The sequence below is a fragment of the Pantoea sp. OXWO6B1 genome, assembly GCF_001641135.1.
GTDB classification, from domain to species: domain Bacteria; phylum Pseudomonadota; class Gammaproteobacteria; order Enterobacterales; family Enterobacteriaceae; genus Pantoea; species Pantoea allii.
In genome coordinates, this window is sequence record NZ_LWLR01000001.1 from 1,119,752 (window position 1) to 1,144,894 (window position 25,143).

Here is a 25,143-nt window from a genome sequence, read left to right on the forward strand (position 1 = left end):
ATGACAGATGTAACCGTAAAATCGCTGGCAGCAGAAATTCAGACCTCGGTCGATCGCCTGGTACAGCAGTTTGCTGATGCGGGGATCCCAAAGTCTGAAAATGATGCGGTGACCCAGCACGAGAAAGAAACCTTACTGTCTCACCTGAAGCATGGTCAGGCCGGTTCAGGCAAACTGACATTGCAGCGCAAAACGCGTAGCACCTTGAATATTCCTGGCACCGGGGGTAAAAGTAAGTCGGTGCAAATCGAAGTCCGCAAAAAGCGTACGTACGTAAAAGGCGATGCAGAGTCTGAGCAAGCTCAGGCAGAAGCAGAAGCCGAGGCGCAGCGTGAAGCGGAAGAGCAGGCGCAACGCGAGGCCGCTGAACAAGCGCGTCGTGAAGCGGAACAGAAAGCGCAACGTGAAGCCGAAGAGAAAGCCAGGCGCGAAGCCGCTGAAAAGGCTAAGCGTGCAGCAGCGGAAAATGAGAAAGTGACTAATCAACCTACCGACGAAGTGACCAAGGCCGCGCAGTCCGATAAAGCACGTCGTGAAGCCGAAGCCGCCGAACTGAAGCGTAAAGCGGAAGAAGAAGCGCGCCGTAAGCTGGAAGAGGCTGCCCGCCTCGCTGCGGAAGAAGCCCGCCGTTTAGCCGTAGAAAAAGCGGCTGAATGGGAAAAGCCTGAAGAAGAGGACAAGGGCGACTATCACGTCACCACCTCTACGCATGCCCGCCAGGCCGAAGACGAGAACGATCGTCAGGTGGAAGCCGGCCGTGCCCGCACGCGCAGTGCAAAAGCCGCGCGTCCGGTTAAAAAAGGCAACAAACATTCAGAAGCCAAAACTGACCGTGAAGAAGCGCGTGCGCAGGTTCGCGGCGGTAAAGGCGGCAAGCATCGCAAACCAAGCGCACTGCAGCAGGGCTTTAACAAGCCAGCGCAGGCGGTTAACCGTGATGTCATCATTGGCGAAACCATCACCGTTGCCGAACTGGCTAACAAAATGGCCGTCAAAGGTTCACTGGTCATCAAAGCGATGATGAAGATGGGCGCTATGGCGACCATCAATCAGGTTATCGACCAGGAAACCGCACAGCTGGTTGCCGAAGAAATGGGCCACAAAGTGACCCTTCGTCGTGAAAACGAGCTGGAAGAAGCGGTAATGGACGATCGTGATACCGATGCCGCACAGGAATCTCGTGCGCCGGTCGTGACCATCATGGGCCACGTTGACCACGGTAAAACCTCGCTGCTGGATTATATCCGCTCCACCAAAATCGCCTCTGGCGAAGCGGGCGGTATCACGCAGCACATCGGTGCCTATCACGTCGAAACTGATAACGGCATGGTGACCTTCCTGGATACGCCGGGCCACGCCGCGTTTACCGCAATGCGTGCTCGTGGTGCGCAGGCAACGGATATCGTTATCCTGGTCGTGGCTGCGGACGATGGCGTTATGCCACAGACCGTTGAAGCTATCCAGCACGCCAAAGCGGCGAAAGTGCCGGTGGTGGTTGCAGTCAACAAGTGCGATAAGCCAGAAGCCGATCCAGATCGTGTTAAAAACGAGCTGACTCAGTACGGGATCATCCCGGAAGAGTGGGGCGGCGAAAACATGTTCGTTAACGTCTCTGCGAAAGCCGGTACCGGTATTGACGACCTGTTGAACGCTATCCTGCTGCAGGCAGAAGTGCTTGAGCTGACCGCTATCCGTGAAGGTATGGCGAGCGGTGTGGTCATTGAATCGTTCCTCGACAAAGGTCGTGGTCCGGTTGCTACCGTGCTGGTACGCGAAGGTACGTTGAACAAAGGCGACATCGTTCTGTGCGGCTTCGAATACGGCCGTGTCCGTGCGATGCGTGACGAACTGGGTCGTGAAGTCATGGAAGCGGGTCCGTCTATCCCGGTTGAGATCCTTGGCCTGTCAGGTGTACCGGCAGCGGGTGATGAAGCGACCGTGGTTCGTGACGAGAAGAAAGCACGTGAAGTGGCTTTGTATCGTCAGGGCAAATTCCGTGAAGTTAAGCTGGCTCGTCAGCAGAAATCTAAGCTGGAAAACATGTTTGCGAACATGACCGAAGGCGAAGTGTCCGAACTGAACATCGTGCTTAAAGCGGACGTTCAGGGTTCTGTGGAAGCGATCTCCGACTCCCTGCTGAAACTCTCCACCGACGAAGTGAAGGTGAAGATTGTGGGTTCAGGGGTAGGTGGAATCACCGAAACCGACGCCACGCTGGCAGCAGCATCCAACGCCATCCTGCTGGGCTTCAACGTCCGTGCTGACGCCTCTGCGCGCCGCGTAGTTGATGCGGAAAGCCTGGATCTGCGTTACTACTCCGTCATCTATAACCTGATTGACGAAGTGAAAGCGGCGATGAGCGGTATGCTGGCACCAGAGTACAAACAGCAGATCATCGGTCTGGCTGAAGTGCGCGACGTGTTCAAATCACCGAAATTTGGTGCAGTGGCCGGTTGTATGGTGACGGAAGGTAATATCAAACGTCACAACCCAATCCGTGTACTGCGCGATAACGTGGTGATTTACGAAGGCGAACTGGAATCACTGCGTCGCTTTAAAGATGACGTCAACGAAGTGCGTAACGGCATGGAGTGTGGTATCGGCGTGAAGAACTATAATGACGTTCGTGTCGGCGATATGATCGAAGTCTTCGAAGTGATTGAAGTTAAACGCACCATCGCTTAAGTCCTGGCGTTGATGATGCAATTTGGGAGGCCGCTGGCCTCCCGAATTATTTGGGAGAAATAAAAAATGGCGAAAGAATTTGGCCGTCCGCAGCGTGTCTCACAAGAGCTGCAAAAAGAGGTTGCCATGATCCTGCAGCGTGAGATTAAAGATCCACGTCTTGGCATGATGGTCACCGTTTCTGGCGTTGAGGTATCACGTGACCTCGCTTACGCCAAAGTGTTTGTCACCTTCCTCAATGATAAAGATGAAGAAGCCGTACAAAATGGCCTGAAAGCGTTAAAAGAAGCCTCGGGTTATATCCGCACGCTGTTGGGCAAAGCCATGCGCCTGCGTATCGTGCCGGAGCTGACCTTCTTCTACGACAACTCGCTGGTTGAAGGCATGCGCATGTCAAACCTCGTCACCAACGTGGTGAAAAAAGACGTTGAGCGTCGTGGTCCTGAGTCCACGGACGATAACGAGGAGGCGTAATGAGTCGTCCTCGTCGTCGCGGTCGCGACGTCCATGGCGTGTTATTGCTGGATAAGCCACAAGGGATGTCATCCAATGATGTCCTGCAAAAGGTAAAGCGCATTTTTAACGCTAACCGTGCAGGACATACCGGGGCGCTCGATCCGCTGGCAACCGGCATGTTGCCTATCTGCCTGGGCGAAGCCACCAAATTTTCTCAGTATCTGCTGGACTCCGATAAGCGTTATCGCGTGATTGCCCGTCTGGGTGAGCGTACCGATACCTCGGATGCTGACGGTAACCTGGTGCAAACCCGTCCGGTGGACTTTACCCAGGCTGCGCTGGATACGGCGCTGGAGGGTTTTCGCGGTGATATCATGCAGGTGCCGTCGATGTTTTCTGCATTGAAACATCAGGGCAGAAAACTGTACGAATACGCGCGCGAAGGCATCACCATTGAGCGTGAGCCGCGTCCGATTACCGTTTATGACCTGCAGTTTATTCGCTGGCAGGGCGATGAGCTGGAACTGGAAATCCACTGTTCCAAAGGCACCTACATCCGCACCATTATTGACGATTTGGGCGAGAAGCTGGGCTGCGGTGCGCACGTCATCATGCTGCGCCGTATGCAGGTGGCACGCTATCCGTTTGAGAGAATGGTGACGCTGGAACAGTTGCAGGCGCTACAGCACAACGCTAACGAGACGGGTGAGGATCTGGCGCAGCATCTTGATCCGCTGCTTTTGCCAATGGACAGCCCCGCGTCAGATTTCCCGGCGGTAAACGTGTCCTCTGATGTGGCCGCATACTTTAAACAGGGCCAACCGGTTCACGCCAGTCAGGCACCGGCTCAGGGCCTCGTGCGCGTCACCGAAGGTGAAGAGGGCAAATTTATCGGCATGGCAGAAATTGCCGAGGATGGCCGCATTGCTCCCCGACGTTTAGTGGTTGAGTATCAGAATTAAGTTGTGCGCTTTCCGCGTTGGGCATTTGCGTTGCCCTGAAGCGAAGAGTAGAATGGCGCGACTTTAAAGCGGGATGCTGAATTAGAGATCGGCGCCCATACATTCATTTAACTGGAGTTTATTATGTCTCTAAGCGTAGAAGCTAAAGCAGAGATCGTTGCTAAATATGGTCGTGGTGCTAACGACAGCGGTTCAACCGAAGTTCAGGTTGCCCTGTTGACCGCGCAGATCAGCCATCTGCAGGGTCACTTCTCTGAGCACAAGAAAGACCACCACAGCCGCCGCGGTCTGCTGCGCATGGTATCTCAGCGTCGTAAGCTGCTGGACTACCTGAAGCGTAAAGACGTTGCACGCTACAGCAGCCTGATCGAAAGTCTCGGTCTGCGTCGCTAGTCTTAAAATCGGGTCGTCAGGGATGCCACTCACGTGTGCTAAAAACCCGACTGGCGATCAGATTTGTGCGAGTTTCATGAAAAGGGGGCCTTTATGGCCCCTTTTTTCGAGCAATGCGCAGCAATCCTGAGCAAACTCATGTATTGTTGTTGGGTGTGATCTTTGTTTGCAGAGGTTCGCGCGGCTAATGAGAGGCTTTTACCGCAGGGGCGGTTAAGGGTTGTCATTAGTCGCGAGGATGCAACGAGGATCGGTAATCAATGGCAGGCTCAATATAGCACTGCCCCGATGTTAAGGACTTTGATTTTGCTTAATCCGATCGTACGCAAATTCCAATATGGTCAACATACCGTCACGCTGGAAACCGGCATGATGGCTCGCCAGGCGACTGCCGCTGTTATGGTGAGCATGGACGATACCGCAGTATTTGTCACCGTGGTTGGTCAGAAAAAAGCCAAACCAGGCCAGGACTTTTTCCCACTGACCGTGAACTATCAGGAGCGTACTTACGCTGCTGGTCGTATCCCAGGCAGCTTCTTCCGTCGTGAAGGTCGTCCAAGCGAAGGCGAAACCCTGATTTCACGTCTGATCGACCGTCCTGTGCGTCCACTGTTCCCGGAAGGTTTCGTTAACGAAGTGCAGGTTATCGCCACGGTTGTGTCGGTAAACCCACAGGTTCATCCAGACATCGTTGCCATGATCGGTGCCTCTGCAGCGCTGGCGCTGTCAGGCCTTCCGTTCAACGGCCCAATCGGTGCAGCGCGCGTTGGTTATATCAATGACCAGTACGTACTGAACCCAACCGCGGATGAGCTGAAAACCTCACGCCTGGATCTGGTCGTTGCCGGTACGCAGAACGCCGTTCTGATGGTGGAATCTGAAGCAGAAATCCTGTCTGAAGAACAAATGTTGGGCGCAGTGGTGTTCGGCCACGATCAACAGCAGATTGTGATTGAAAACATCAATTCACTGGTCGCCGAAGCGGGCAAACCGCGTTGGGACTGGCAGCCAGAGCAGGCGAATACTGCACTGATTTCACGCGTTGCGGCGCTTGCCGAAACACGTATCAGCGATGCGTACCGTATCACTGACAAGCAAGAACGTTATGCTCAGGTTGGCGTCATTAAAGATGACACCATTGCTGCGTTGCTGGCGGAAGATGAATCACTGGATGCGGCCGAAATCGGCGACATCGTTCACAGCCTGGAAAAGACGGTTGTCCGTACCCGCATTCTGAACGGCGAGCCACGTATCGATGGTCGTGAGAAAGACATGATCCGTGGTCTGGACGTGCGCACCGGCGTGCTGCCGCGTACTCACGGTTCAGCCCTGTTCACCCGTGGTGAAACGCAGGCGCTGGTTACTGCTACGCTGGGTACGACCCGCGATGCGCAGAACCTGGATGAGCTGATGGGCGAACGTACCGACAGCTTCCTGTTCCACTACAACTTCCCTCCGTACTCTGTCGGTGAGACCGGTATGGTAGGTTCGCCTAAGCGTCGTGAAATTGGTCACGGTCGTCTGGCGAAACGCGGCGTGCTGGCTGTGATGCCAAAAGCCGAAGATTTCCCGTATACCGTTCGCGTGGTTTCTGAAATCACCGAATCTAACGGTTCTTCTTCTATGGCCTCGGTCTGTGGTGCCTCTCTGGCGCTGATGGATGCAGGTGTGCCAATCAAGGCATCTGTTGCGGGTATCGCGATGGGCCTGGTAAAAGAAGACGACAAGTTTGTTGTCCTGTCCGACATCCTGGGTGACGAAGACCACCTGGGCGATATGGACTTTAAAGTCGCCGGTAGCCGTGAAGGTATCACCGCGCTGCAGATGGACATTAAAATCGAAGGCATCACCCGCGAAATCATGCAGGTTGCGCTGAACCAGGCCAAAGGTGCACGTCTGCATATTCTGGGCGTCATGGAGCAGGCTATCAGCACCCCGCGTCAGGAAATTTCTGAGTTCGCGCCACGTATTTACACCATCAAGATCAGCTCCGACAAGATCAAAGATGTGATTGGTAAAGGCGGTTCCGTGATCCGTGCGCTGACCGAAGAAACCGGTACAACCATCGAAATCGAAGATGACGGTACCGTGAAAATCGCAGCGACCGACGGTCTGAAAGCGAAAGAAGCTATTCGCCGTATCGAAGAAATCACCGCAGAAATCGAAGTGGGCCGTGTCTATAGCGGTAAAGTCACCCGCATCGTAGACTTCGGTGCCTTCGTCGCTATCGGCGGCGGTAAAGAAGGTCTGGTGCATATTTCTCAAATCGCAGACAAGCGTGTTGAGAAAGTGACTGACTATCTGCAGATGGGTCAGGAAGTGCCGGTTAAGGTGATGGAAGTTGATCGCCAGGGCCGTGTACGTCTGAGCATCAAAGAAGCGACAGAAACCAAGCCTGAAGCTGTTGCAGCTGAGAGCACACCTGACGCTGAATAAGTCTTTCCTGATTTGCCTCTCCTTGCCTGGCAGGGAGAGGCTTTTGTGTCATCGCGAGGGCGGGAATCCTTGTGCACAGCAGGCGGATAACAGGATGGTTGTCCCAATGTTTGTATTCGGGAGTGGGAAATGAAGCCTTTTTTGCGCTGGTGTTTTGTTGCGACAGCTTTGACGCTGGCAGGATGCAGCAACTCCAATTGGCGTAAGAACGAAGTTCTTGCAGTACCTTTACAGCCCACACTGCAACAGGAAGTGATTCTGGCTCGCATGGAACAAATTCTTGCCAGTCGAGCCCTTACCGATGATGAACGCGCACAGCTGTTATATGAGCGCGGAGTGTTGTATGATAGTTTGGGTCTTAGGGCATTAGCGCGGAACGATTTTTCGCAAGCGCTGTCTATAAGACCAGATATGCCAGAGGTGTTTAACTATCTTGGTATATACTTAACGCAGGCGGGCAACTTTGATGCCGCCTATGAAGCGTTTGATTCTGTACTTGAGCTTGATCCAACTTACAACTATGCGCATTTAAATCGTGGTATCGCCCTCTATTACGGTGGTCGATACAAGTTAGCGCAAGATGATCTGCTGGCGTTTTATCAAGACGATCCTAACGATCCTTTCCGCAGCTTGTGGCTCTACCTTGTCGAAAGCAAGATGGATGCAGACAAAGCGAAAGTGGCGCTCAAGCAGCGTTACGACAAAGCGGTCAAGGACCAATGGGGATGGAATATTGTCGAGTTCTACCTTGGCGACATCAGCGAAGCAACACTGATGGAACGTCTCAAGGCGGACGCAACGGATAACACCTCGCTCGCTGAACATCTCAGTGAAACCAACTTCTATTTAGGTAAGTATTACCTAAGTCTGGGGGAGAAGGACAACGCAGAAGCGTTGTTCAAACTGGCGGTCGCCAACAACGTTAATAACTTTGTTGAACACCGATACGCATTGTTGGAACTGGCGCAACTCGGCCAGGCACAAGACGATTTATCAGAATCTGACCAGCAATAGCTGACGAACTTTTTTGCCTGTAAAACCTGTCAAGTCATCATCTTCAGGGATGAAGGCTTTTCTGTTCGTCAAAACTTCTAATTTGAGCCGGTTCACACTTTTTGATGAAAATGACTGAAAGTTTTCACGACGAGTTATGTAGACTGGCCGCCGCAATCAACGAGGCACGTGTACTACATGACTGATATTCAAACCACTTTTGCTGACCTTGGCCTGAACGCCGAACTCCTTGAATCACTGAATGGCATGGGCTATGTAAAGCCATCCCCAATCCAGGCTGAGTGTATTCCTCACCTGCTGGCGGGCCGTGACGTGTTAGGTATGGCGCAGACCGGGAGTGGTAAAACCGCAGCGTTCTCGCTGCCGCTGTTACATAACATCGACCCAACTGTTAAAGCACCGCAAATTTTGGTGCTGGCACCGACCCGCGAACTGGCGGTGCAGGTTGCTGAAGCTGTTACCGAATTCTCTAAACATATGCGCGGTCTGAACGTGGTTGCCCTTTACGGCGGCCAGCGTTATGACGTGCAGCTGCGCGCACTGCGCCAGGGACCACAGGTTGTCGTGGGTACGCCAGGCCGCCTGCTGGACCACCTGAAACGTGGCACCTTAGATTTGTCTAACCTGCGTGGTCTGGTTCTGGACGAAGCAGATGAAATGTTACGCATGGGCTTCATCGAAGACGTTGAAACTATCATGGCGCAGATCCCAGAAGGTCATCAGACCGCACTGTTCTCTGCCACTATGCCAGAAGCGATTCGTCGTATTACCAAGCGTTTCATGAAAGATCCGCAGGAAGTTCGCATCCAGTCAAGCCTGACAACGCGCCCGGATATCAGCCAGAGCTACTGGACTGCCCACGGCCGTAAAACTGATGCGCTGGTTCGCTTCCTTGAAGCAGAAGACTTTGATGCGGCGATCATTTTCGTGCGTACTAAAAATGCAACGCTGGAAGTCGCTGAAGCGCTGGAGCGTAGCGGTTACAACAGTGCGGCACTGAATGGCGATATGAACCAGGCACTGCGTGAGCAGACGCTGGAGCGCCTGAAAGATGGCCGTCTGGATATCCTGATTGCTACCGACGTTGCGGCCCGTGGCCTGGACGTTGAGCGTATCAGCCTGGTTGTTAACTACGATATTCCGATGGACTCAGAATCATACGTTCACCGTATCGGCCGTACCGGTCGTGCAGGTCGTGCCGGTCGCGCACTGCTGTTCGTAGAGAACCGCGAGCGTCGTCTGCTGCGTAATATCGAACGCACCATGAAGCTGACTATTCCAGAAGTTGAGCTGCCAAATGCAGAACTGCTGGGTCAGCGTCGTCTGGCTAAGTTTGCTGCGAAAGTTCAACAGCAACTGGAAAGCAGCGATCTGGAGCAGTACCGTGCGCTGCTGGCTAAGATGCAGCCTGAAGAAGAGCTGGATATCGAAACCCTGGCTGCGGCTCTGCTGAAAATGGCACAGGGTGAGCGTCCGCTGATCGTTCCTGCTGATGCACCACGTCCTGCGCGTCGTGAATTCCGTGAGCGCGACGATCGTCGTGAGAGCCGTGATTCACGTGAAGCACGTGGCCCACGCGAAAACCGTGAGGGCGGCGACCGTCCACGTCGCGAGCGTCGTGACGTTGGTGATATGCAGCTGTACCGTATTGAAGTGGGCCGTGATGACGGTGTTGAAGTTCGTCATATCGTGGGCGCTATTGCTAACGAAGGCGATATCAGCAGCCGCTACATCGGTAACATCAAACTGTTCGGTACGCACTCTACCATCGAGCTGCCGAAAGGCATGCCTGGCGATGTGCTGCAGCACTTTACCCGTACACGTATTCTGAACAAGCCGATGAATATGCAGTTACTGGGTGATGCTCAGCCGCATGAAGGTGGCCGTGGCGAACGTCGTCCGGGTGCCGGTGCTGGCGAGCGTCGTGGCGGTGCTGCGCGTCCTGAAGGTCAGGGCCCGCGTCGCTTCTCTTCTGAGCGCCGTGAAGGCGGTCGTGATGGTGCACGCCCTTTCAATCGTGAAGGCGGTCGTGGTCCACGTCGTGAAGACGGTGCTGCTGCACCACGTCGTCGTGACGCGTAAGCGAGCTTATTCGGTGTAATAAAAAGGGAAGCCTGCGGGCTTCCCTTTTTTTTGTCTTGTCGTTGACCCATCACAGGATCACCGCCGCTGGCTACAGGCTGCTGGCAGCTTCCATGGCCAGCTTAAACGAATGCAGGCGCGCTTCGGTGTCGTAAATTTGCCCGTTAACCATCACCTCATTTGCCTGAGTTTCACGCAGCAGTGAAGCCAGACCATGCCGTACCTTATCCACATCGCCAACCAGAGACATGCTCAGCGCCTGCTGCACGCCATACTGTTCAGACGGCGACCACAGACTGTCCATATTCTGTACCGGTGCAGGCAGCGGACCCGGTTTACCACGACGCAGATTAATAAATTGCTGCTGCATGGAGGTAAACAGAAAACGCGCTTCACTTTCGGTGTCAGCGGCAACAATGTTTATGCACACCGTGGCGTAGGGCTCGGCAAGGCGCGCGGAAGGCTTGAAGTTCTCACGATAGACGTGCAGGGCCTGGAACAGCTGGTCCGGCGCAAAGTGTGAGGCAAAGGCAAACGGCAGTCCCATTTTGGCCGAGAGCTGAGCGCTATAAAGGCTGGAACCTAACAGCCACACCGGAATTTTCATTCCTAAGCCGGGAACCGGCTGCACCGGCGGCTGCGCGCCCGCTTCCGCATCAAACCAGTCGATCAGCTCGGCAACATCGTCCGGAAAGGTATCGGCATGAATGCCCGACAGATGACGACGCAGTGCCAGCATCGTGCGCTGGTCCGAACCCGGTGCACGGCCTAATCCCAGATCGATACGATCGGGATACAGCGAAGCCAGGGTACCAAACTGCTCTGCAATCATCAGCGGTGAATGATTAGGCAACATAATGCCACCAGAACCCAGACGCAGCGTGGTGGTGTTGGCGGCCAGATAGCCAATCAGCACGGCGGTGGCCGCACTGGCAATGCCAGTCATATTGTGGTGCTCGGCGAGCCAGTAACGTTCAAACCCCAGTTTTTCTGCCTGACGCGCCAACGCGAGTGAATTATGGAAAGCATCACGTGGCGTCGCGCCCTGCGGAACAGGGGCAAGATCCAGAACGGAAAGGCGAACGTTTTTTTTATCAGACATGGGTACTCCAGAGTGTATAGCGCAGGTGTCAGACCCTGCACCATCAAGTATTGCGTAACATCCGCCATATTAAAACTTTTTACACTCTCAGTATGTTGCCTGTATGTGCCTTTCAGTCGGTGGTCAGTAAAACCATCCCCGCCAGCTTGCGCCAGTAGCCGTTACAATCCCGATTTTTCTCCAGATCCAGCGGTGCCTGGCCTTCCTCGTTTTGGCGAAACCGGTCAATAAGACTTAAGGTTTGCGTGTCCTGAGGCGACAGCCGCACGATATCCACCCAGTTGCGCATGCCAACCAGATCGTTTCCCAGGTTATAGCAGTAACCGCTCATGGTCTGGATACCGTTTAAGACGAAGACCTGCTGTTGCTCCTGCGACAGGACCTTGCGTCCGTTAGGGTAATGAATGCAGCAGGTTTCGCAGTCATCTTTGGCGCGATTCTCCGAGCGAGCCGTAAAGCAGCGAGCCGACAGCGCCAGCGGCAAATGGCCATAGCCCAGCACTTCCACCTCGAACTGCTGGCGTATGCCTTTGGTTTCGCACTGTTGTAGCAGTTGCACCAGCCAGTCGCGTGGCATTTCAACTGGCAAACACCAGCGCGTCATTCCCTCTTTCACCAGAAGCTGAAGCGTATCAGCGTTATACACATTCAGCGTGGGGCCCGCGACAAAGGGCAGCTTGCGTTCGGCTGCCATGTTGACGGTGCCAACGTCGTTGGCCTCAATAATAAACTCGCCATTTTCAACATAGCGCTGCAGCTCTTTGAGCTCAGAAGGGGATTGCAGCAAAGCCAGCGTACTGATGACCACCTGCTTACCACTGGCTGACAGCTCACGCGCCAGGCTCATCCAGGCAGCAAAGGGCGTCGCACGCCGCTTGCTGCAGACCGTTTCCCCAAGATAGATGATATCGGCGCTGCTGCTGGCGGCGAGTTGATAAAAGTGTTCCAGCGTGGCGGTTGGCCAGTACCACAGCACTGGCCCAAGGGCGTATTTCATGGGTTTTCCTTACTGCCAGTCACGATGATAAGCGCCTAACGTGGTTTGCGAGCCCTCAGACAGCGCGCCCAGCGTCTGCATCCACTGCTGCGCCACCTCAAAGTTATCCGGCTCGGCTTTACAACGATCAATCGCCTGACGCCAGACGCGGGCCACATCGGAAACATAGGCAGGGCTGCGCTGGCGCCCCTCGATTTTCACCGAGGCAATGCCTGCCCGTAGCAACGCTGGCAACAGTTCAAGCGTATTCAGACTGGTGGGTTCTTCCAGCACATGGTAGCGCTGGTCGTCGACCTGGTAGCGGCCTTTGCACAGCGTGGGATAGCCCGCGCTTTCCTCCGCGTCATAACGATCGATCAGCACCTCATTGAGACGTGCCTCCATGCCGGCTGGCGTCTGTTGCCAGCGCACAAACTTCGCGGGTGAGCAGGCACCTTTACTGTTTGGGGATTCACCCGTTAGCCAGGAGGAGAGATAGCAGCGGCCCTCCGCCATGATACACAGGCTGCCAAAGGCAAAGACCTCCAGCGGAACAGGGGTACTGCGCGCCAGCTGTTTTACCTGATGAATCGACAAAACGCGCGGCAGCACCACACGGTGCACATGAAAATGGCGATGGTAAAAACGAATGGCTTCAAGGTTAGTGGCGGAAGCCTGTACTGACAGATGGCGTTCAACATGTGGATAGCGTGCGGTGGCATATTCCAGCGTCGCCATATCGGCCAGGATCAGCGCGTCCGCGCCGCTGTCTGCCGCCACGTCAATGGCCCGCTGCCAGCGATGCATGCCATCGGGATGTGCAAAGGTATTGATCGCCACGTGCAGCTTACGACGATGCTGATGGAGATAATGTGCCGCCTCAAGCAGCTTCTTATCAGTAAAGTTTAACCCGGCGAAGTGACGCGCATTGGTGTCATCTTTCAGCCCGACATAAACCGCATCGGCACCATTCTCAACGGCGGTGCGTATTGCAGGCAGGTTCCCGGCCGGACACAGCAACTCCATACTCAATCCTCTCGACATGCAGATGGAGCACGAGTCTAGTCATGGCGCTTCGGGGAAATGTTGATTTGGGGCAGTGAAACCGTCATTGATGAGATAGCCTGGCATTTTTTTAACCCTTCAGCGGCGGGTTTTATTGATCTCACCAGCGGCGAGAACCGCTGTCTGTGGCAATATAGCTAAAATTTTTTTGACGGGAGTGCAAAGCGTGTTCCAGCGGTTATCTGCCAGTTTAGTGAAAAATGGCCCTAAAATCCTCAGCTTACCTGTAACATTCGCCCCGTTCACGTTGAAGCAGCGGCTCTTGCAACAACTCTTAAACTGGCAATTTCGTCATGTTTTAGCCGAAGGTGAGTTAGACTTCCTTCAGGGACGCTTTTTGGGTATTGAGATTAGCGATGTTAATCTCACGTGGATCACCACGCTGGAAGGCGGTCGACTGAGGGTGTTGCAGAATGCCGAAGCAGATGTCTGGTTCCGGGGCAACGCCAATGATTTGTTGCTGGTAGCAGCACGCAAAGCGGATCCAGATATGCTTTTCTTTCAGCGACGACTGCTGATTGAAGGGGATACGGAACTGGGACTGGAGGTTAAGAACGTAATGGATGCAATTGAACTCGACACCATGCCCAAGGGGTTACGTACCGCCATTCAGCAGATGGCTGCAATCGTGGAGACAACAATGCAACAGGACGCGAAAGCCGCACAGGCACGCGCGGGTGGCTCATGTTAATACGCACAGAAATTGGCGTGGATGCCGCCGGTATCGATGCATTACTGCGACGTTGCTTTCCCACTTCAGCTGAAGCTGAGCTCACTCAGGCCCTGCGCGAAGACGGCCTGTTAACGTTGGGCGTGGTCGCGACTGACGATGAAGGTCAGGTGCTGGGTTATGCCGCGTTTAGCCCGGTCACCATGCAGGGCGAAGATCGCAATTGGGTCGGGCTGGCCCCGCTGGCCGTGGATGAAAGCCTGCGTGGACAGGGCATCGCGAAACAACTGGTTTATGAAGGTCTGGATACGCTGAATGAGTTTGGCTACAGTGCGGTTGTGGTGCTGGGCGACCCTGCACTGTATCACCATCTGGGCTTCGAACCTGCGGCCCGGCATGGTTTGCACTGCCGCTGGCCGGGCAGCGAAGCGGCCTTCCAGGTTTATCGTCTGGCGGACAACGCGTTTGACGGCGCTGAAGGACGTATTGAGTATTCCGCGCCCTTTAATCAGCTGAGCTAAGCCACGCTTCAAGACGAGTCGGTTGCTCGGCAACCAGCTGCAGTTTTCGTTGACGGGTCAGTTGCTTAACCTGATATTCCAGCACGGAAGCCTGCGCGCGGTCACCCGCCGCGCAGGCATAAACCAGCGTTAACGGGCCTTTACCGCGCAAGGCTCGGGCGCCGCGACCCTGCTCATGCTGCCCAAGGCGGCGCGTGACGTCAGTCGTGATGCCGGTATACAGGCTGCCTGCGGCTGTTTGTATCAGGTAAAGTTGCCAGTGCTGACTCATAATCTGTCCCAGAAATGCCTGCCCGGCAGTGTATCGTGCTTCCTTGCGGTGCGCTATCCATCGCCCTTACCGGAGTTGATTGTGTCTGATCTTTCCCATCTTGTTCGTTACCTGAAAAAGCAGCATGTGCTTTCATTATGCTGCTGTGCCGACAACGATTTGTGGTGTGCAAACTGCTACTACGTGTTTGATGAGTCACGCATGGTATTCTGGCTGATGACCGAGCCAGATACGCGTCACGGCCTGTTGGCGATAAAACACCACAGCGTAGCGGGCACCATCAATGGGCAACCGAAGACGGTATTGCTGATAAAGGGCGTGCAGTATCGTGGTCAGATCAGGCAGCTCAGCGACGAAGAAGCAACGGAAGCGCGCACCGCCTATCAACGGCGTTTTCCGGTCTCGCGCAAGGTCGCCGCGCCCTTATGGGAAATTACGCTGGATGAGCTGAAAATGACGGACAATGCATTGGGATTTGGTAAAAAAATTGTCTGGCAACGCGAGGCGTAAATAAAGCGCCCCCTTCCTGGCGGAAAAGGGCGTAAGGCCGTTACAGCGCCTGCAGAATACGCAGGGATTCACGGTTAAACGCGGGCAGGTCCGCAGGCGTGCGGCTGGTGACCAGTTTGTCACTGTCAACCACCACTTCCTCGTCGCGGAAGTCGGCACCGGCATTGATCAAGTCAATGGCAATGGCTTTTACGCTGGTCATTTTACGACCGCGTACACCATTCGCACTGATCAACAGTTGTGGCCCGTGGCAAATAGCAAAAATGGGTTTGCCGCTCGCCACAAATTCTTTGGTAAAGGCAACAAAGCGATCGTCACCGCGCAATGCATCCGGTGAGTGTCCGCCTGGCAACAGCAGGGCATCAAATTCTGCCGGACTCACTTCGTCGATACTGCGATCGATAGTGACTTCAGCCTCACCCTGTTTGCCTTTCACGGTTTTGCCCGCTTGCTCCTCAATCGTTACCACTTCATAGCCTGCGCGTTTGTAGATCTCGGCTGGCGAGGTAAACTCAGAGTCTTCAAATTCATCGGTGATCAGAACCGCAATTTTGGTGCTCATCTTTACCCTCCTTTAGGCATGTTAGGCGCATACTGCGCTATCCTGATTACCTGTTAAGTCTGGTTGTCGATTCTGAGAACGCAAGCCAGGCGGCTCACATTGGCCAGATTTTGCACGGCTGGCGGCTAAACAGGGAATATTCCGAGATGAATCGTATATTACTGACGGGCGCAACCGGGTTAGTGGGATCGCACCTGCTGCGTTTACTGATCGCTGACCCGCGCGTTGATGAAATTATTGCGCCGACTCGCCGTGCGCTGCCGGCGATGAATAAAGTGATCAATCCGGTTGAAGCCGATCTAACCGATGTCCTGCGCCCGCTGGACACACCCTTGACGACGGTATTTTGCTGTCTGGGCACGACCCGCAAACAGGCGGGCAGTAAACAGGCATTTATTCACGTAGATTACACGCTGGTGGTGGATACTGCGTTGAACGGTTTACGTCTGGGCGCCAGACAGATGCTGGTGGTCAGCGCGCACGGCGCAAATCGTCATTCCCCTTTTTTATACAATCGCGTTAAGGGTGAGATGGAAAATGCGTTGCGCCATCAGGACTGGCCGCACCTGACGGTGGTCCGGCCTTCACTGTTGCTGGGTGAGCGAAAAGATAAACGCCGTGGGGAAAGTCTGATGGCCCCGCTGTTCGCCTGGCTGCCTGGCAACTGGCGCGCCGTCTCGGCCCAGGATGTAGCGCGCTGCCTGCATCACCAGGCGTTTGCTGAGGAAAAATCCGGGTTCACGCTGATCGCGTCGGGTGATATCCCGCGTGCGTCAGCGTAAGTACCAGATTTGCTGATTGCGGCTGCCACGCCACAGAAGCGTGGCATCTTTCTCTGCCGCTTCAAACCGCCCGTCAATCATGACGTCTATCCAGGGCAGGATTGCCCGCTGCACCGGGCTGAGCGTCTGCATCTCATAGCCGGTCCACAACCAGATGTCTTTGCCTGCACACTCCTGTTTGACCCGTTTCACCAGGCGACGGATATGCGGCACATTGTGGGGATGCAGCGGATCGCCGCCGCTCAGCGATAAACCCTGACGCGGGATGCGCGTATCTTTCAAGTCAGCCAGTAGCTGCTCTTCCATCGCCAGTGTAAAAGGCACGCCAGAATCCAGCCGCCAGGTGCTCTGATTGTAACAGCCACGGCACTGGTGCTCGCAGCCCGAAACAAACAGCGTACAGCGTGTGCCGGGGCCGTTAACAATATCGACATCGTAGTAGCGATGGATGCGCATCATCCCAGCTGTCCGCTATCAAGGTGTTTCACCCGACGCTGAACCTCCTGCTGTTTACCGGCGTTGAACGGACGGGCATCCGGGCTTCCCAGGTAACCACACACGCGCCGCGTAACCGAAACCCGCGCAGGATCGTGATTGCCACAGTTGGGACAGGTAAAGCCACGGCTGGTGCAGGTAAACTCACCGTTAAAACCGCAGTCGTAGCACTCGTCAATAGGCGTATTAGTGCCGTAGTAAGGCACCCGGTCATAGCTGTAATCCCAAACGTCTTCCAGCGCTTTCAGGTTGTGCTGCACATTGGGATATTCGCCGTAACAGATAAACCCGCCGTTAGCCAACGAAGGATAGGGCGCTTCAAAATCGATCTTATCGTAAGGATTCACCTTCTTCTCGACGTCCAGATGAAAGCTGTTGGTGTAGTAGCCTTTATCGGTAACGCCGTTTACCACCCCGAACTGTGCGGCATCCAGACGGCAGAAACGGTCACACAGGTTTTCACTGGGCGTACTGTAAAGGCTGAAGCCATAGCCGGTTTCGTCTTTCCAGGCGTCGGTCGCGGCGCGCATCCGTGCCACGATGGCGACACCTTTGGCACGCAGTGTCGCATCATCGAAAGGATGCTGTTTTGCGCCACTCAGGGCGTTCAGGGTTTCATGTAAACCGATGTAGCCCAGCGACAGCGAGGCGCGACCGTTACGAAAAATCGGGCCAATCTCATCATCGGCATTGAGCCGGACGCCGCAGGCCCCTTCCATATAGAGGATAGGGGCAACGCGGGCTTTGGTTTTTTCCAACCGGGCGACGCGCGTCATGAGTGCCCGCTTTGCCAGCGCCAGCCGCTCATCCAGCAACGCCCAGAAACGGGTTTCGTCGCCAGCGGCTTCCAGTGCAATGCGCGGTAAATTCAGGCTGATGACACCGATGTTGTTGCGGCCTTCATGAATCTGCTTGCCGTTTTCTTCATAAACGCCCAGGAAGCTGCGGCAGCCCATCGGGGTTTTAAAGGAACCGGTGACCTTAACGACCTGATCGTAATTAAGAATATCGGGATACATGCGCTTGCTGGCACAGATCAGTGCCAGTTGCTTGATATCGTAGTTAATATCGTCCGTACGGCGGTTGATGCCTTCACGAATCGTAAACACCAGTTTAGGAAACACAGCGGTTTTGTGGTTTTTACCCAGCCCGGCCAGGCGGTTACGCAGAATGGCGGTCTGAACCAGCCGTGCTGCCCAACTGGTGCCCAGGCCAAAACCAAAGGTTACAAACGGCGTTTGGCCATTCGCCGTATGTAACGTGTTCACCTCGTATTCCAGCGACTGAAAGGCGTCATAGCACTCTTTTTCAGTGCGCTCGCGGGCATAGGCTTCCGCCTGAGGAATGTGCCAGTTCTGAGCCACGGCAAGGTGCTTAGCGAAGCTCTTTTCCACATAGGGCGCCAACACTTCATCGATGCGATTCAGGGTGGTACCGCCATAAATATGGCTGGCGACCTGAGCAATAATCTGCGCCGTAACGGCCGTTGCGGTGGCAATGGATTTCGGCGGCTCGATCTCGGCATTCCCCATTTTAAAGCCGTTGGTCAGCATGCCTTGCAGATCGATCAGCATGCAGTTAAACATGGGAAAGAAGGGCGAATAGTCGAGATCGTGATAGTGGATCTCGCCGCGCTCATGCGCCTGCACGACATCTCGCGGCAGGATCTGCTGCTGGGCGTAGTGTTTTGCCACGATCCCGGCCAGCAGATCGCGCTGTGTCGGGATCACTTTGCTGTCTTTATTGGCATTTTCATGCAGCAGGGCGGCGTTGGTCTGATCCACCAGACCGCGAATGGCGTGATGCAGCTGGCTGCGGCGTTCGCGCTCTACGTCGCGATCGTGACGATACTCAATATAGGCGCGTGCCAGCTGAGGATAAGGCCCCGCCATCAACGTTTCTTCCACCGCATACTGGATATCACCAATATCCACTTCCTCGCGATCGGCCAGTTGGGTACTGACCCGATCGGCTACTGTGGCGCACCAGGGTGCATCTTCCACATTTGCTGCCCGTGCCGCCGCCGCGACCGCTGCAGCGATACGCTGTGCGTCAAAGCCTACGCGGCATCCGTCGCGCTTCACCACCACCGTTGCCATTTTCTCTCCATTAACTACATATAGGTGTGTTTTTGGATTCTAGGCTCAACATGTAGTAATTGCAGCGAATTAATTGGCTTGTTTTTGACCTGAAGCAAAGAAGCCGTGAACAAGGAGATAAAACCAGCGCCGGAAAAAAAACGACCCAGGATCGCCTTTCTCTGCGCGCTAATTTGCTTACGCCACAAACTGGCTTAACTCTGTTTATCGTTCTTTTTTGCCATTGACTCGCAGGGAACCGTGCCAGTGTCGTCACGCCGAAAGATGCTGTGCATTGACCTTTTCCGCTGCCGCCTAGCGGCAACACCAATGCCCTGGCTGAGTCCACAGAACGCAACGGCTGAAGGAGGGTGACGGGAAAAACACTCTGAGCACGGGGGTGGCGCGCTCCGTGTGGGTTGAATGCCGCGCTGAGCGCGCGGCATGCTAAAGGTGAAATCAGGATGAGGTAATCGGGCCACCAACCGAATGGCGACGTACCAGCGTAGGGCTGAACATATTGGTCACTTCGGGCAGCGGCTGTTGATGCGCGAGAGCCAGAGCCAGTTCGGCGGCCTGCTGGGCCATCGTGACAATCGGGTAACGCACGGTGGTTAAACGCGGGCGAACGTAGCGGGAAACCAGCACGTCATCAAAGCCGATCAGTGACATCTCTTCCGGCACCTGCACGCCGTTATCGCTCAGCACCGCCAGCGCACCGGCTGCCATGGAGTCGTTGTAGCAGGCCACAGCGGTGAAGTTTTTACCCCGTCCCAGCAGTTCGGTCATGGCCTGTTCACCGCCAACTTCATCCGGTTCGCCCCAGGCGACCAGCCTGTCATTGCAGGGCAGACCATGCTCCTGCAGCGCATCGTAATAACCCTGCAGGCGATCTTCGGCATCGGAAATGGTGTGGGTGGAGCAGATAAAGGCAATATTCTGGTGGCCCAGTTGAATCAGATGGCGCGTGGCGAGCCAGGCACCGTAGCGGTCATCGAGCGCGATACAGCGCTTTTCAAACCCTTTCAGCAGCCGGTTCAGTAACACCATGCCCGGCATTTGCTTCATCAACACTTCCAGCTCGCTGTCGGGGATTTTTTTGGCGTGAACCACCAGCGCCGCGCAGCGATGCCGCATCAGTTGTTCAATCGCCTGGCGCTCTTTTTGCTCATTATGGTAACCGTTACCAATCAGCAAAAAGTTGCCCGTCTGGCCTGCCACCTCATCAACGGCTTTAACCATCGCGCCGAAAAAAGGATCGGAAACATCGCCAACCACCAGCCCCAGGGTTTCGGTTGACTGCTGGGCCAGCGCCCGTGCATTGGCGTTTGGATGATACTGCAGCGATTCCATGGCCTGACTGACAGCCTGACGTGAACTGTCACTGGCTTTAGGTGAATTATTGATCACGCGGGAAACCGTGGCGACAGAAACACCCGCCAACCGGGCAACATCCTTAATGGTAGCCATGCGTTTACCTGATTTTGGGGAAACGTTTACACATCGCACCAGTGTTACGGAAAAGCGGGCGCACATCAAGACAACAGAATGCCAGCGCTGTCGCAAACAAGGTAAAATCAGACGGTTGGTGATGCCTTCTGCCAGGGACCTGGCCCATGCTATGCTGCTTATCCCAACACCTGCCAAAGCGATGACCATGAAAATAAAAGTGCCACATCTGGCGCACTGGGGCGCCTTCACTGCGGTAAGCGAAAATGACCGTCTTATCGGCTGTGAACCTTTTTTTGCTGACGCCGATCCCTCGCCGATGCTCAACACCATTCCTGAACTGGTTTATTCAGACAAGCGCATTCGCCAGCCGATGGTGCGCCGCTCATGGCTGAAATCCCGCGAAAACAGCGACCGTACGCTGCGCGGACGCGAAGATTTTGTTGCCGTTGACTGGGATACCGCACTGGATCTGGTGGCAGAGGAAAATCGCCGCATTCGCGAACGCTACGGTGCGTCGGGCATTTTTAACGGCTCTTACGGCTGGTCATCGGCAGGACGGGTTAACCATGCGCGTACGCTGGTGCGCCGCTTCTACTTCCAGGGCGGCGGCGGGGTCGATCAGCAAGGCAACTACAGCTGGGGCGCCGCGCAGTTTTTCCTGCCCTACGTGATGGGCACCTACATGCCGCTGACCGGGCGCGTCACCGACTGGCCGCAGGTGGTGGAACATGCGGAAGTGTTTGTCGCCTTCGGTGGACTGGCGCTGAAAAACGCGCAAATCGCATCCGGCGGCGCAGGCCAGCACAGCCTGAAACCGGCGCTGGAGCAGCTGGCGGCGAAAGGCACGCCGGTGATTAACATCAGCCCGATGCGCGATGACTGTCCTGCGTTCGTTAACGCAGAGTGGATACCGATCCGGCCCAATACCGATGTGGCGTTGATGCTTGCTCTGGGCTATGAAATTTATCAGCGTGGCGCGACCGACGAGGCGTTTCTTTCCCGTCACTGCACCGGCTGGCCGCAACTGCGTGCCTACCTGCTGGGTGAAAGCGACGGCATCGCCAAAACTGCCGGCTGGGCAAGTAAGATCACCGATATCCCGGCGGATCGCATTGTGCAACTGGCCCAGCAGCTGATCGGCAAACGCAGTTTTATCACCTGCTCCTATTCCGTCCAGCGCGCCCACCGTGGCGAACAGCCTTACTGGATGATGATCGCGCTCTCTTCCATGCTCGGGCAGCCGGGCTTGCCGGGCGCGGGCTTCTCGTTTGGGCACGGCTCAATGAACAGCGTAGGCAATCCGCGTCAGGAAGGCCCCGCGCCGATGATGAGTACCGGGCCGAATCCATCGGGTCTGTCCATTCCGGTGGCGCGCATCAGCGACATGCTGCTTAACCCCGGCCAGCCTTACGGTTTCCAGGGCGACACTCTGCACTATCCGGACATTCATATGGTGCACTGGGCGGGCGGCAATCCGTTCCATCATCATCAACAGCTTAACCGGCTGGTGGAAGGCTGGCAGAAGCCCGATACCGTGGTGGTTCAGGATATTGTCTGGACGGCTGCTGCACAGATGGCCGATATCGTACTGCCCGCGACCACCACGCTGGAGCGCAATGATATCGGCGGTTCATCGCGTGACCGTTTTGTGCTGGCGATGCATCAGGCGATTAAGCCGCAGCATCAGGCGCGCAATGACTTTGATATTTTTGCCGATCTGGCAGAGCGCTTAGGCTATCGCGACACCTTCACCGAAGGGCGCAACGAGATGCAGTGGATAGAACATCTCTACCAGCAATGTGCGGTGGCGCATGGCCGTCGTGGCATTCCTTTCCCTGAGTTCGCTGAGTTCTGGCAGCGTGGCTTTGTGGAGATTCCCGAAGGCGGCAAGCCCTACATCTTTATGGAAGATTTCCGCGCCGATCCCGAGGCCAACCCAATCCAGACCGCCAGCGGTAAAATTGAGCTGTTCTGTCAGACCATCGCGGATTACCAGCTGGAAGATATGGCCGGGCATCCGGAATGGCGTGAGCCTCAGGAATGGTTGGGCGCGGCAGCCAGCCGTGATTATCCGCTTCACATGATCTCCATTCAGCCATCGGACCGGCTACACAGCCAGTTAGATGCGACGGCCAGCGTTCAGGGCAACAAAACCGCCGGGCATGAAACCCTGTATATGCATCCGGCGGATGCGGCGGCGCGTGATATCGAGGACGGCGATGCGATCGAGGTCAGTAATGCGCGCGGTAAAATACTGGCTGGCGTGCGGTTAACAGAAGGGCTGAAGCAGGGCGTGGTGATCATTGCCACCGGCGCCTGGTTTGATCCCGGCTTTGGCAAAGCGTGGCAGCCCTATGACCGTGCAGGTAACCCGAACGTGTTAACCCTGGATATCGGCACATCATCCCTGACGCAGGGGCCCAATGCCATGAGTTGCCTGGTTGACATTAAAAAACATGCCGTTTGCACAAAAGCGTAAGGATCTCATGGCTGGTTACATTTTGCAGGCATCTGTTGCGTTTCAGTCGTGGCAAAAAAGCCGCACCGCTTGCTACAGTCAGGGTCCCAGAGGTATTGATGGGTGAACATCAATTGATTTTTTCTTGATTACACCGACCTGCGTAGATACGCAGGTTTTTTTTGCCCTGAACAAAATGAACGATAACGAACTGATACACAGTTTTCCTGTGTTTTTGCCAGCGCTTTGATTATAACTGCTGGATTGACCTCTTTTTTTTAAGCGCAGCGGATTGCCATGCCCCGGATTAAAAAATTACTGGGTAAAGACCAGATAAAAGCCCCGTTTAACCCTTTCCGTTTTCGTCTGATCTGCCTCGGCGTATTTACCTGCCTGGCGGTTCTGCTGGCGCGCGTGGCCGATTTGCAGTTTCTTAACCAGCCGATGCTTGAGCATGAGGCCGATCAGCGCTCGCTGCGCACCGTCACGTTGCCCACCAGCCGCGGCACGTTGCTGGATCGCAATGGCGAAGCGCTGGCGCTCAGCGTGCCGTCGCGGGACGTGATCGCCGACCCGCAGCGCGTGCTGGAGAGCAATCCTGATTTTACCAGCGCCAAATGGGCCTATCTGGCGGCGGCGCTGAGTATGCGACCCGAAGAGGTGGCGGCGCAAATCACCGCGAACCCAAAACGTCGTTTCCTCTACCTTGGTCGTAAAGTCGAGCTGGGGATCGCCAAAGACATCAAAGATCTGAAGCTTAAGGGCATCAGTGAAGTTTACGATGACAGCCGTTTTTATCCGATGAGTGAAGCCTCCGCACCGCTGATAGGGATTGTCGGGGCCGATAACACGGGCCTGAACGGGCTGGAAAAAGGCTTCGATAAAGTCCTGCAGGGCCAGCCGGGTAAAGAAGTTTATCGCCAGGATGCGGCGGGCAATATCATCTCGATGATCAGCTATCAGCCGCCCACGCAGCCGCCCACGGTCCAGCTCAGCATCGATAAATTCAGCCAGTACACGCTGTACAGTAAGCTGCGCGATGGCGTGCTGTTAAACAAGGCCGATTCGGGCGCGGCGGTGTTGGTCAAAATTGATACCGGCGAGATTCTGGCAATGGCCTCTTATCCGTCGTTCAATCCCAACAACTATCAGGGGGCAACCCCGGCGCAGATGCGCAATACCGCCATTAACGACAGCTACGAGCCGGGTTCGACGGTAAAACCGCTGGTAGTGATGGAAGGGCTGGAGCGCCACCTGGTGCGACCGGATTCTGTGCTGGATACCACGCCTTACCGGGTTAACGGCCACCTGATTCGCGACGTCGGCCACTGGCCACGTCTGACCATGACCGGTATCTTGCAAAAATCGAGCGACATCGGCGTGTCGCATATTGCCCTGGCGATGCCGGCAGAGGCGCTGGTAAACACCTTCTATGCGTTTGGTCTTGGCAAACCGACCGGGTTAGGCTTAACCGGTGAAAGCGTGGGCTACTTCCCGTTGCACCGCACGCGCTGGGCGGATATCGAACGCGCGACCTTCTCCTTTGGCTATGGTTTGCGCGTCACGCCGCTGCAAATTGCCCGGGAATACGCCACGCTGGGTTCCTATGGCGTTTATCGTCCGCTGTCGATCACCAAAGTCACGCCGCCGGTGCTGGGCAAGCAGGTCGCGAACCCGGAAACGGTGAAGGAAGTCGTGCACATGCTGGAAAGTGACGTCTTACCGGGCGGGACCGGCGTCAAGGCGGCGGTGCCGGGCTACCGTCTGGCCACCAAAACCGGTACGGCGGAAAAAATGGGCACCAGCGGGAAGTATGACGGTGGCTATGTCAACTACACCGCAGGTATTGCCCCGGCCAGTCATCCCGAGGTGGCGCTGGTGGTCATGATTAACCATCCGACCGCAGGCGATCACTTCGGCGGCTCCGTTGCTGCGCCGGTGTTCGGTAACATCATGGGGCCGGTGCTCAAGCACATGAATATTGCCCCGGATGCTATCTACAGCAAGCCTGTGGATAGCGGTTCAGATAAATCCTAACCAAATCAAACTGTAAGCGAGGTGTGGATGTTTTTACACCTCGTTTCATTTCGCCGAATTCATTTTCCTTTTTCATCTGTCCCTGTCCCTCACAGAGTGAGAGGATGGAAATCCCAGAGGTATTGATGGGTGTGAA

The 25,143-nt window shown here is 55.3% G+C and carries 22 protein-coding genes; 14 read left to right on the forward strand and 8 right to left on the reverse strand.

The features are described 5' to 3' along the window. From infB to A6A26_RS07540, 8 genes are all read left to right on the forward strand, one after another. A complete protein-coding gene (gene infB, locus A6A26_RS07510) occupies positions 1 to 2,685 on the forward strand; it encodes a translation initiation factor IF-2 (protein WP_063878159.1) in 2,685 nt (894 codons plus the stop codon). A gap of 66 nt (positions 2,686 to 2,751) precedes the next feature. Beyond that, a complete protein-coding gene (gene rbfA, locus A6A26_RS07515) occupies positions 2,752 to 3,159 on the forward strand; it encodes a 30S ribosome-binding factor RbfA (protein WP_063878160.1) in 408 nt (135 codons plus the stop codon). Further along, the gene (gene truB, locus A6A26_RS07520) at positions 3,159 to 4,103 is read left to right on the forward strand and encodes a tRNA pseudouridine(55) synthase TruB (RefSeq protein WP_063878161.1); all 945 of its coding nucleotides are present in this window, start codon (positions 3,159 to 3,161) and stop codon (positions 4,101 to 4,103) included. The genes rbfA and truB overlap by 1 nt, the downstream gene beginning before the upstream one ends. 123 nt (positions 4,104 to 4,226) lie before the next feature. Further along, entirely contained in the window at positions 4,227 to 4,496 is a 270-nt protein-coding gene (gene rpsO / locus A6A26_RS07525) for a 30S ribosomal protein S15 (RefSeq protein ID WP_006121766.1), read from the forward strand. A gap of 306 nt (positions 4,497 to 4,802) precedes the next feature. Continuing rightward, a complete protein-coding gene (gene pnp / locus A6A26_RS07530) occupies positions 4,803 to 6,932 on the forward strand; it encodes a polyribonucleotide nucleotidyltransferase (protein ID WP_063878162.1) in 2,130 nt (709 codons plus the stop codon). A gap of 129 nt (positions 6,933 to 7,061) precedes the next feature. Further along, entirely contained in the window at positions 7,062 to 7,946 is an 885-nt protein-coding gene (nlpI, locus tag A6A26_RS07535) for a lipoprotein NlpI (protein WP_063878163.1), read from the forward strand. 110 nt (positions 7,947 to 8,056) lie between these two features. Then, entirely contained in the window at positions 8,057 to 8,131 is a 75-nt protein-coding gene (gene yrbN, locus A6A26_RS26245) for a protein YrbN (protein ID WP_226374622.1), read from the forward strand. Continuing rightward, positions 8,124 to 10,028 carry a DEAD/DEAH family ATP-dependent RNA helicase gene (locus A6A26_RS07540; RefSeq protein ID WP_063878164.1) on the forward strand — a complete coding sequence of 635 codons (1,905 nt, stop codon included), beginning with the start codon at positions 8,124 to 8,126 and terminating at the stop codon, positions 10,026 to 10,028. The genes yrbN and A6A26_RS07540 overlap by 8 nt, the downstream gene beginning before the upstream one ends. 91 nt (positions 10,029 to 10,119) lie before the next feature. Here the strand turns inward: A6A26_RS07540 and A6A26_RS07545 are convergent, their stop codons facing one another. The 3 genes from A6A26_RS07545 to A6A26_RS07555 all read right to left on the reverse strand — a co-directional run bounded on the left by A6A26_RS07545 (position 10,120) and on the right by A6A26_RS07555 (position 13,132). After that, the gene (locus A6A26_RS07545) at positions 10,120 to 11,130 is read right to left on the reverse strand and encodes a luciferase-like monooxygenase (RefSeq protein ID WP_063878165.1); all 1,011 of its coding nucleotides are present in this window, start codon (positions 11,128 to 11,130) and stop codon (positions 10,120 to 10,122) included. 112 nt (positions 11,131 to 11,242) lie between these two features. Continuing rightward, positions 11,243 to 12,127: a U32 family peptidase gene (locus tag A6A26_RS07550; RefSeq protein ID WP_063878166.1), complete on the reverse strand. Its 885-nt coding sequence runs from the start codon at positions 12,125 to 12,127 to the stop codon at positions 11,243 to 11,245. 9 nt (positions 12,128 to 12,136) lie between these two features. Then, positions 12,137 to 13,132, reverse strand: coding sequence for a ubiquinone anaerobic biosynthesis protein UbiU (locus tag A6A26_RS07555; protein WP_063878167.1), 996 nt, complete (start codon positions 13,130 to 13,132; stop codon positions 12,137 to 12,139). 205 nt (positions 13,133 to 13,337) lie between these two features. Between A6A26_RS07555 and A6A26_RS07560 the strand changes: the two genes are divergently transcribed. Continuing rightward, complete coding sequence (locus A6A26_RS07560) at positions 13,338 to 13,862, forward strand: ubiquinone anaerobic biosynthesis accessory factor UbiT (protein WP_063878168.1); 525 nt, start codon at positions 13,338 to 13,340, stop codon at positions 13,860 to 13,862. Continuing rightward, positions 13,856 to 14,362, forward strand: a complete 507-nt coding sequence (locus A6A26_RS07565) for a GNAT family N-acetyltransferase (protein WP_063878169.1) — start codon at positions 13,856 to 13,858, stop codon at positions 14,360 to 14,362. The genes A6A26_RS07560 and A6A26_RS07565 overlap by 7 nt, the downstream gene beginning before the upstream one ends. Here the strand turns inward: A6A26_RS07565 and A6A26_RS07570 are convergent. Next, entirely contained in the window at positions 14,346 to 14,633 is a 288-nt protein-coding gene (locus A6A26_RS07570; RefSeq protein ID WP_063878170.1) for a GIY-YIG nuclease family protein, read from the reverse strand. The two genes, A6A26_RS07565 and A6A26_RS07570, sit on opposite strands and share 17 nt — an antisense overlap. 81 nt (positions 14,634 to 14,714) lie before the next feature. Between A6A26_RS07570 and A6A26_RS07575 the strand changes: the two genes are divergently transcribed. Next, positions 14,715 to 15,143: a YhbP family protein gene (locus tag A6A26_RS07575; protein ID WP_063881087.1), complete on the forward strand. Its 429-nt coding sequence runs from the start codon at positions 14,715 to 14,717 to the stop codon at positions 15,141 to 15,143. A 40-nt stretch (positions 15,144 to 15,183) separates the two neighbouring features. On the opposite strand, the gene A6A26_RS07580 is transcribed toward A6A26_RS07575, so the two are convergent. Next, positions 15,184 to 15,705, reverse strand: a complete 522-nt coding sequence (locus A6A26_RS07580) for a type 1 glutamine amidotransferase domain-containing protein (RefSeq protein ID WP_063878171.1) — start codon at positions 15,703 to 15,705, stop codon at positions 15,184 to 15,186. 146 nt (positions 15,706 to 15,851) lie between these two features. Here A6A26_RS07580 and A6A26_RS07585 point away from each other — a divergent pair, with 146 nt between their 5' ends. Next, a complete protein-coding gene (locus A6A26_RS07585) occupies positions 15,852 to 16,487 on the forward strand; it encodes an NAD-dependent epimerase/dehydratase family protein (protein ID WP_063878172.1) in 636 nt (211 codons plus the stop codon). Here A6A26_RS07585 and nrdG read toward each other — a convergent pair. The 3 genes from nrdG to galR all read right to left on the reverse strand — a co-directional run bounded on the left by nrdG (position 16,479) and on the right by galR (position 20,530). Then, complete coding sequence (gene nrdG, locus A6A26_RS07590; RefSeq protein ID WP_063878173.1) at positions 16,479 to 16,946, reverse strand: anaerobic ribonucleoside-triphosphate reductase-activating protein; 468 nt, start codon at positions 16,944 to 16,946, stop codon at positions 16,479 to 16,481. The two genes, A6A26_RS07585 and nrdG, sit on opposite strands and share 9 nt — an antisense overlap. Further along, positions 16,943 to 19,081 (reverse strand): anaerobic ribonucleoside-triphosphate reductase, encoded by a 2,139-nt coding sequence (gene nrdD, locus A6A26_RS07595; RefSeq protein ID WP_063878174.1) that lies wholly within the window; start codon positions 19,079 to 19,081, stop codon positions 16,943 to 16,945. Before nrdD ends, nrdG begins: the two co-directional genes overlap by 4 nt. 438 nt (positions 19,082 to 19,519) lie before the next feature. After that, the gene (gene galR / locus A6A26_RS07600) at positions 19,520 to 20,530 is read right to left on the reverse strand and encodes an HTH-type transcriptional regulator GalR (protein ID WP_063878175.1); all 1,011 of its coding nucleotides are present in this window, start codon (positions 20,528 to 20,530) and stop codon (positions 19,520 to 19,522) included. Between the two features lie 187 nt (positions 20,531 to 20,717). Here galR and A6A26_RS07605 point away from each other — a divergent pair, with 187 nt between their 5' ends. Together A6A26_RS07605 and A6A26_RS07610 are read left to right on the forward strand one after the other, a co-directional pair. Then, positions 20,718 to 22,991, forward strand: a complete 2,274-nt coding sequence (locus A6A26_RS07605) for a molybdopterin guanine dinucleotide-containing S/N-oxide reductase (RefSeq protein ID WP_063881088.1) — start codon at positions 20,718 to 20,720, stop codon at positions 22,989 to 22,991. A gap of 276 nt (positions 22,992 to 23,267) precedes the next feature. Further along, complete coding sequence (locus A6A26_RS07610) at positions 23,268 to 25,007, forward strand: penicillin-binding transpeptidase domain-containing protein (protein WP_063878176.1); 1,740 nt, start codon at positions 23,268 to 23,270, stop codon at positions 25,005 to 25,007. The last annotated feature ends 136 nt before the right edge of the window (positions 25,008 to 25,143 follow it).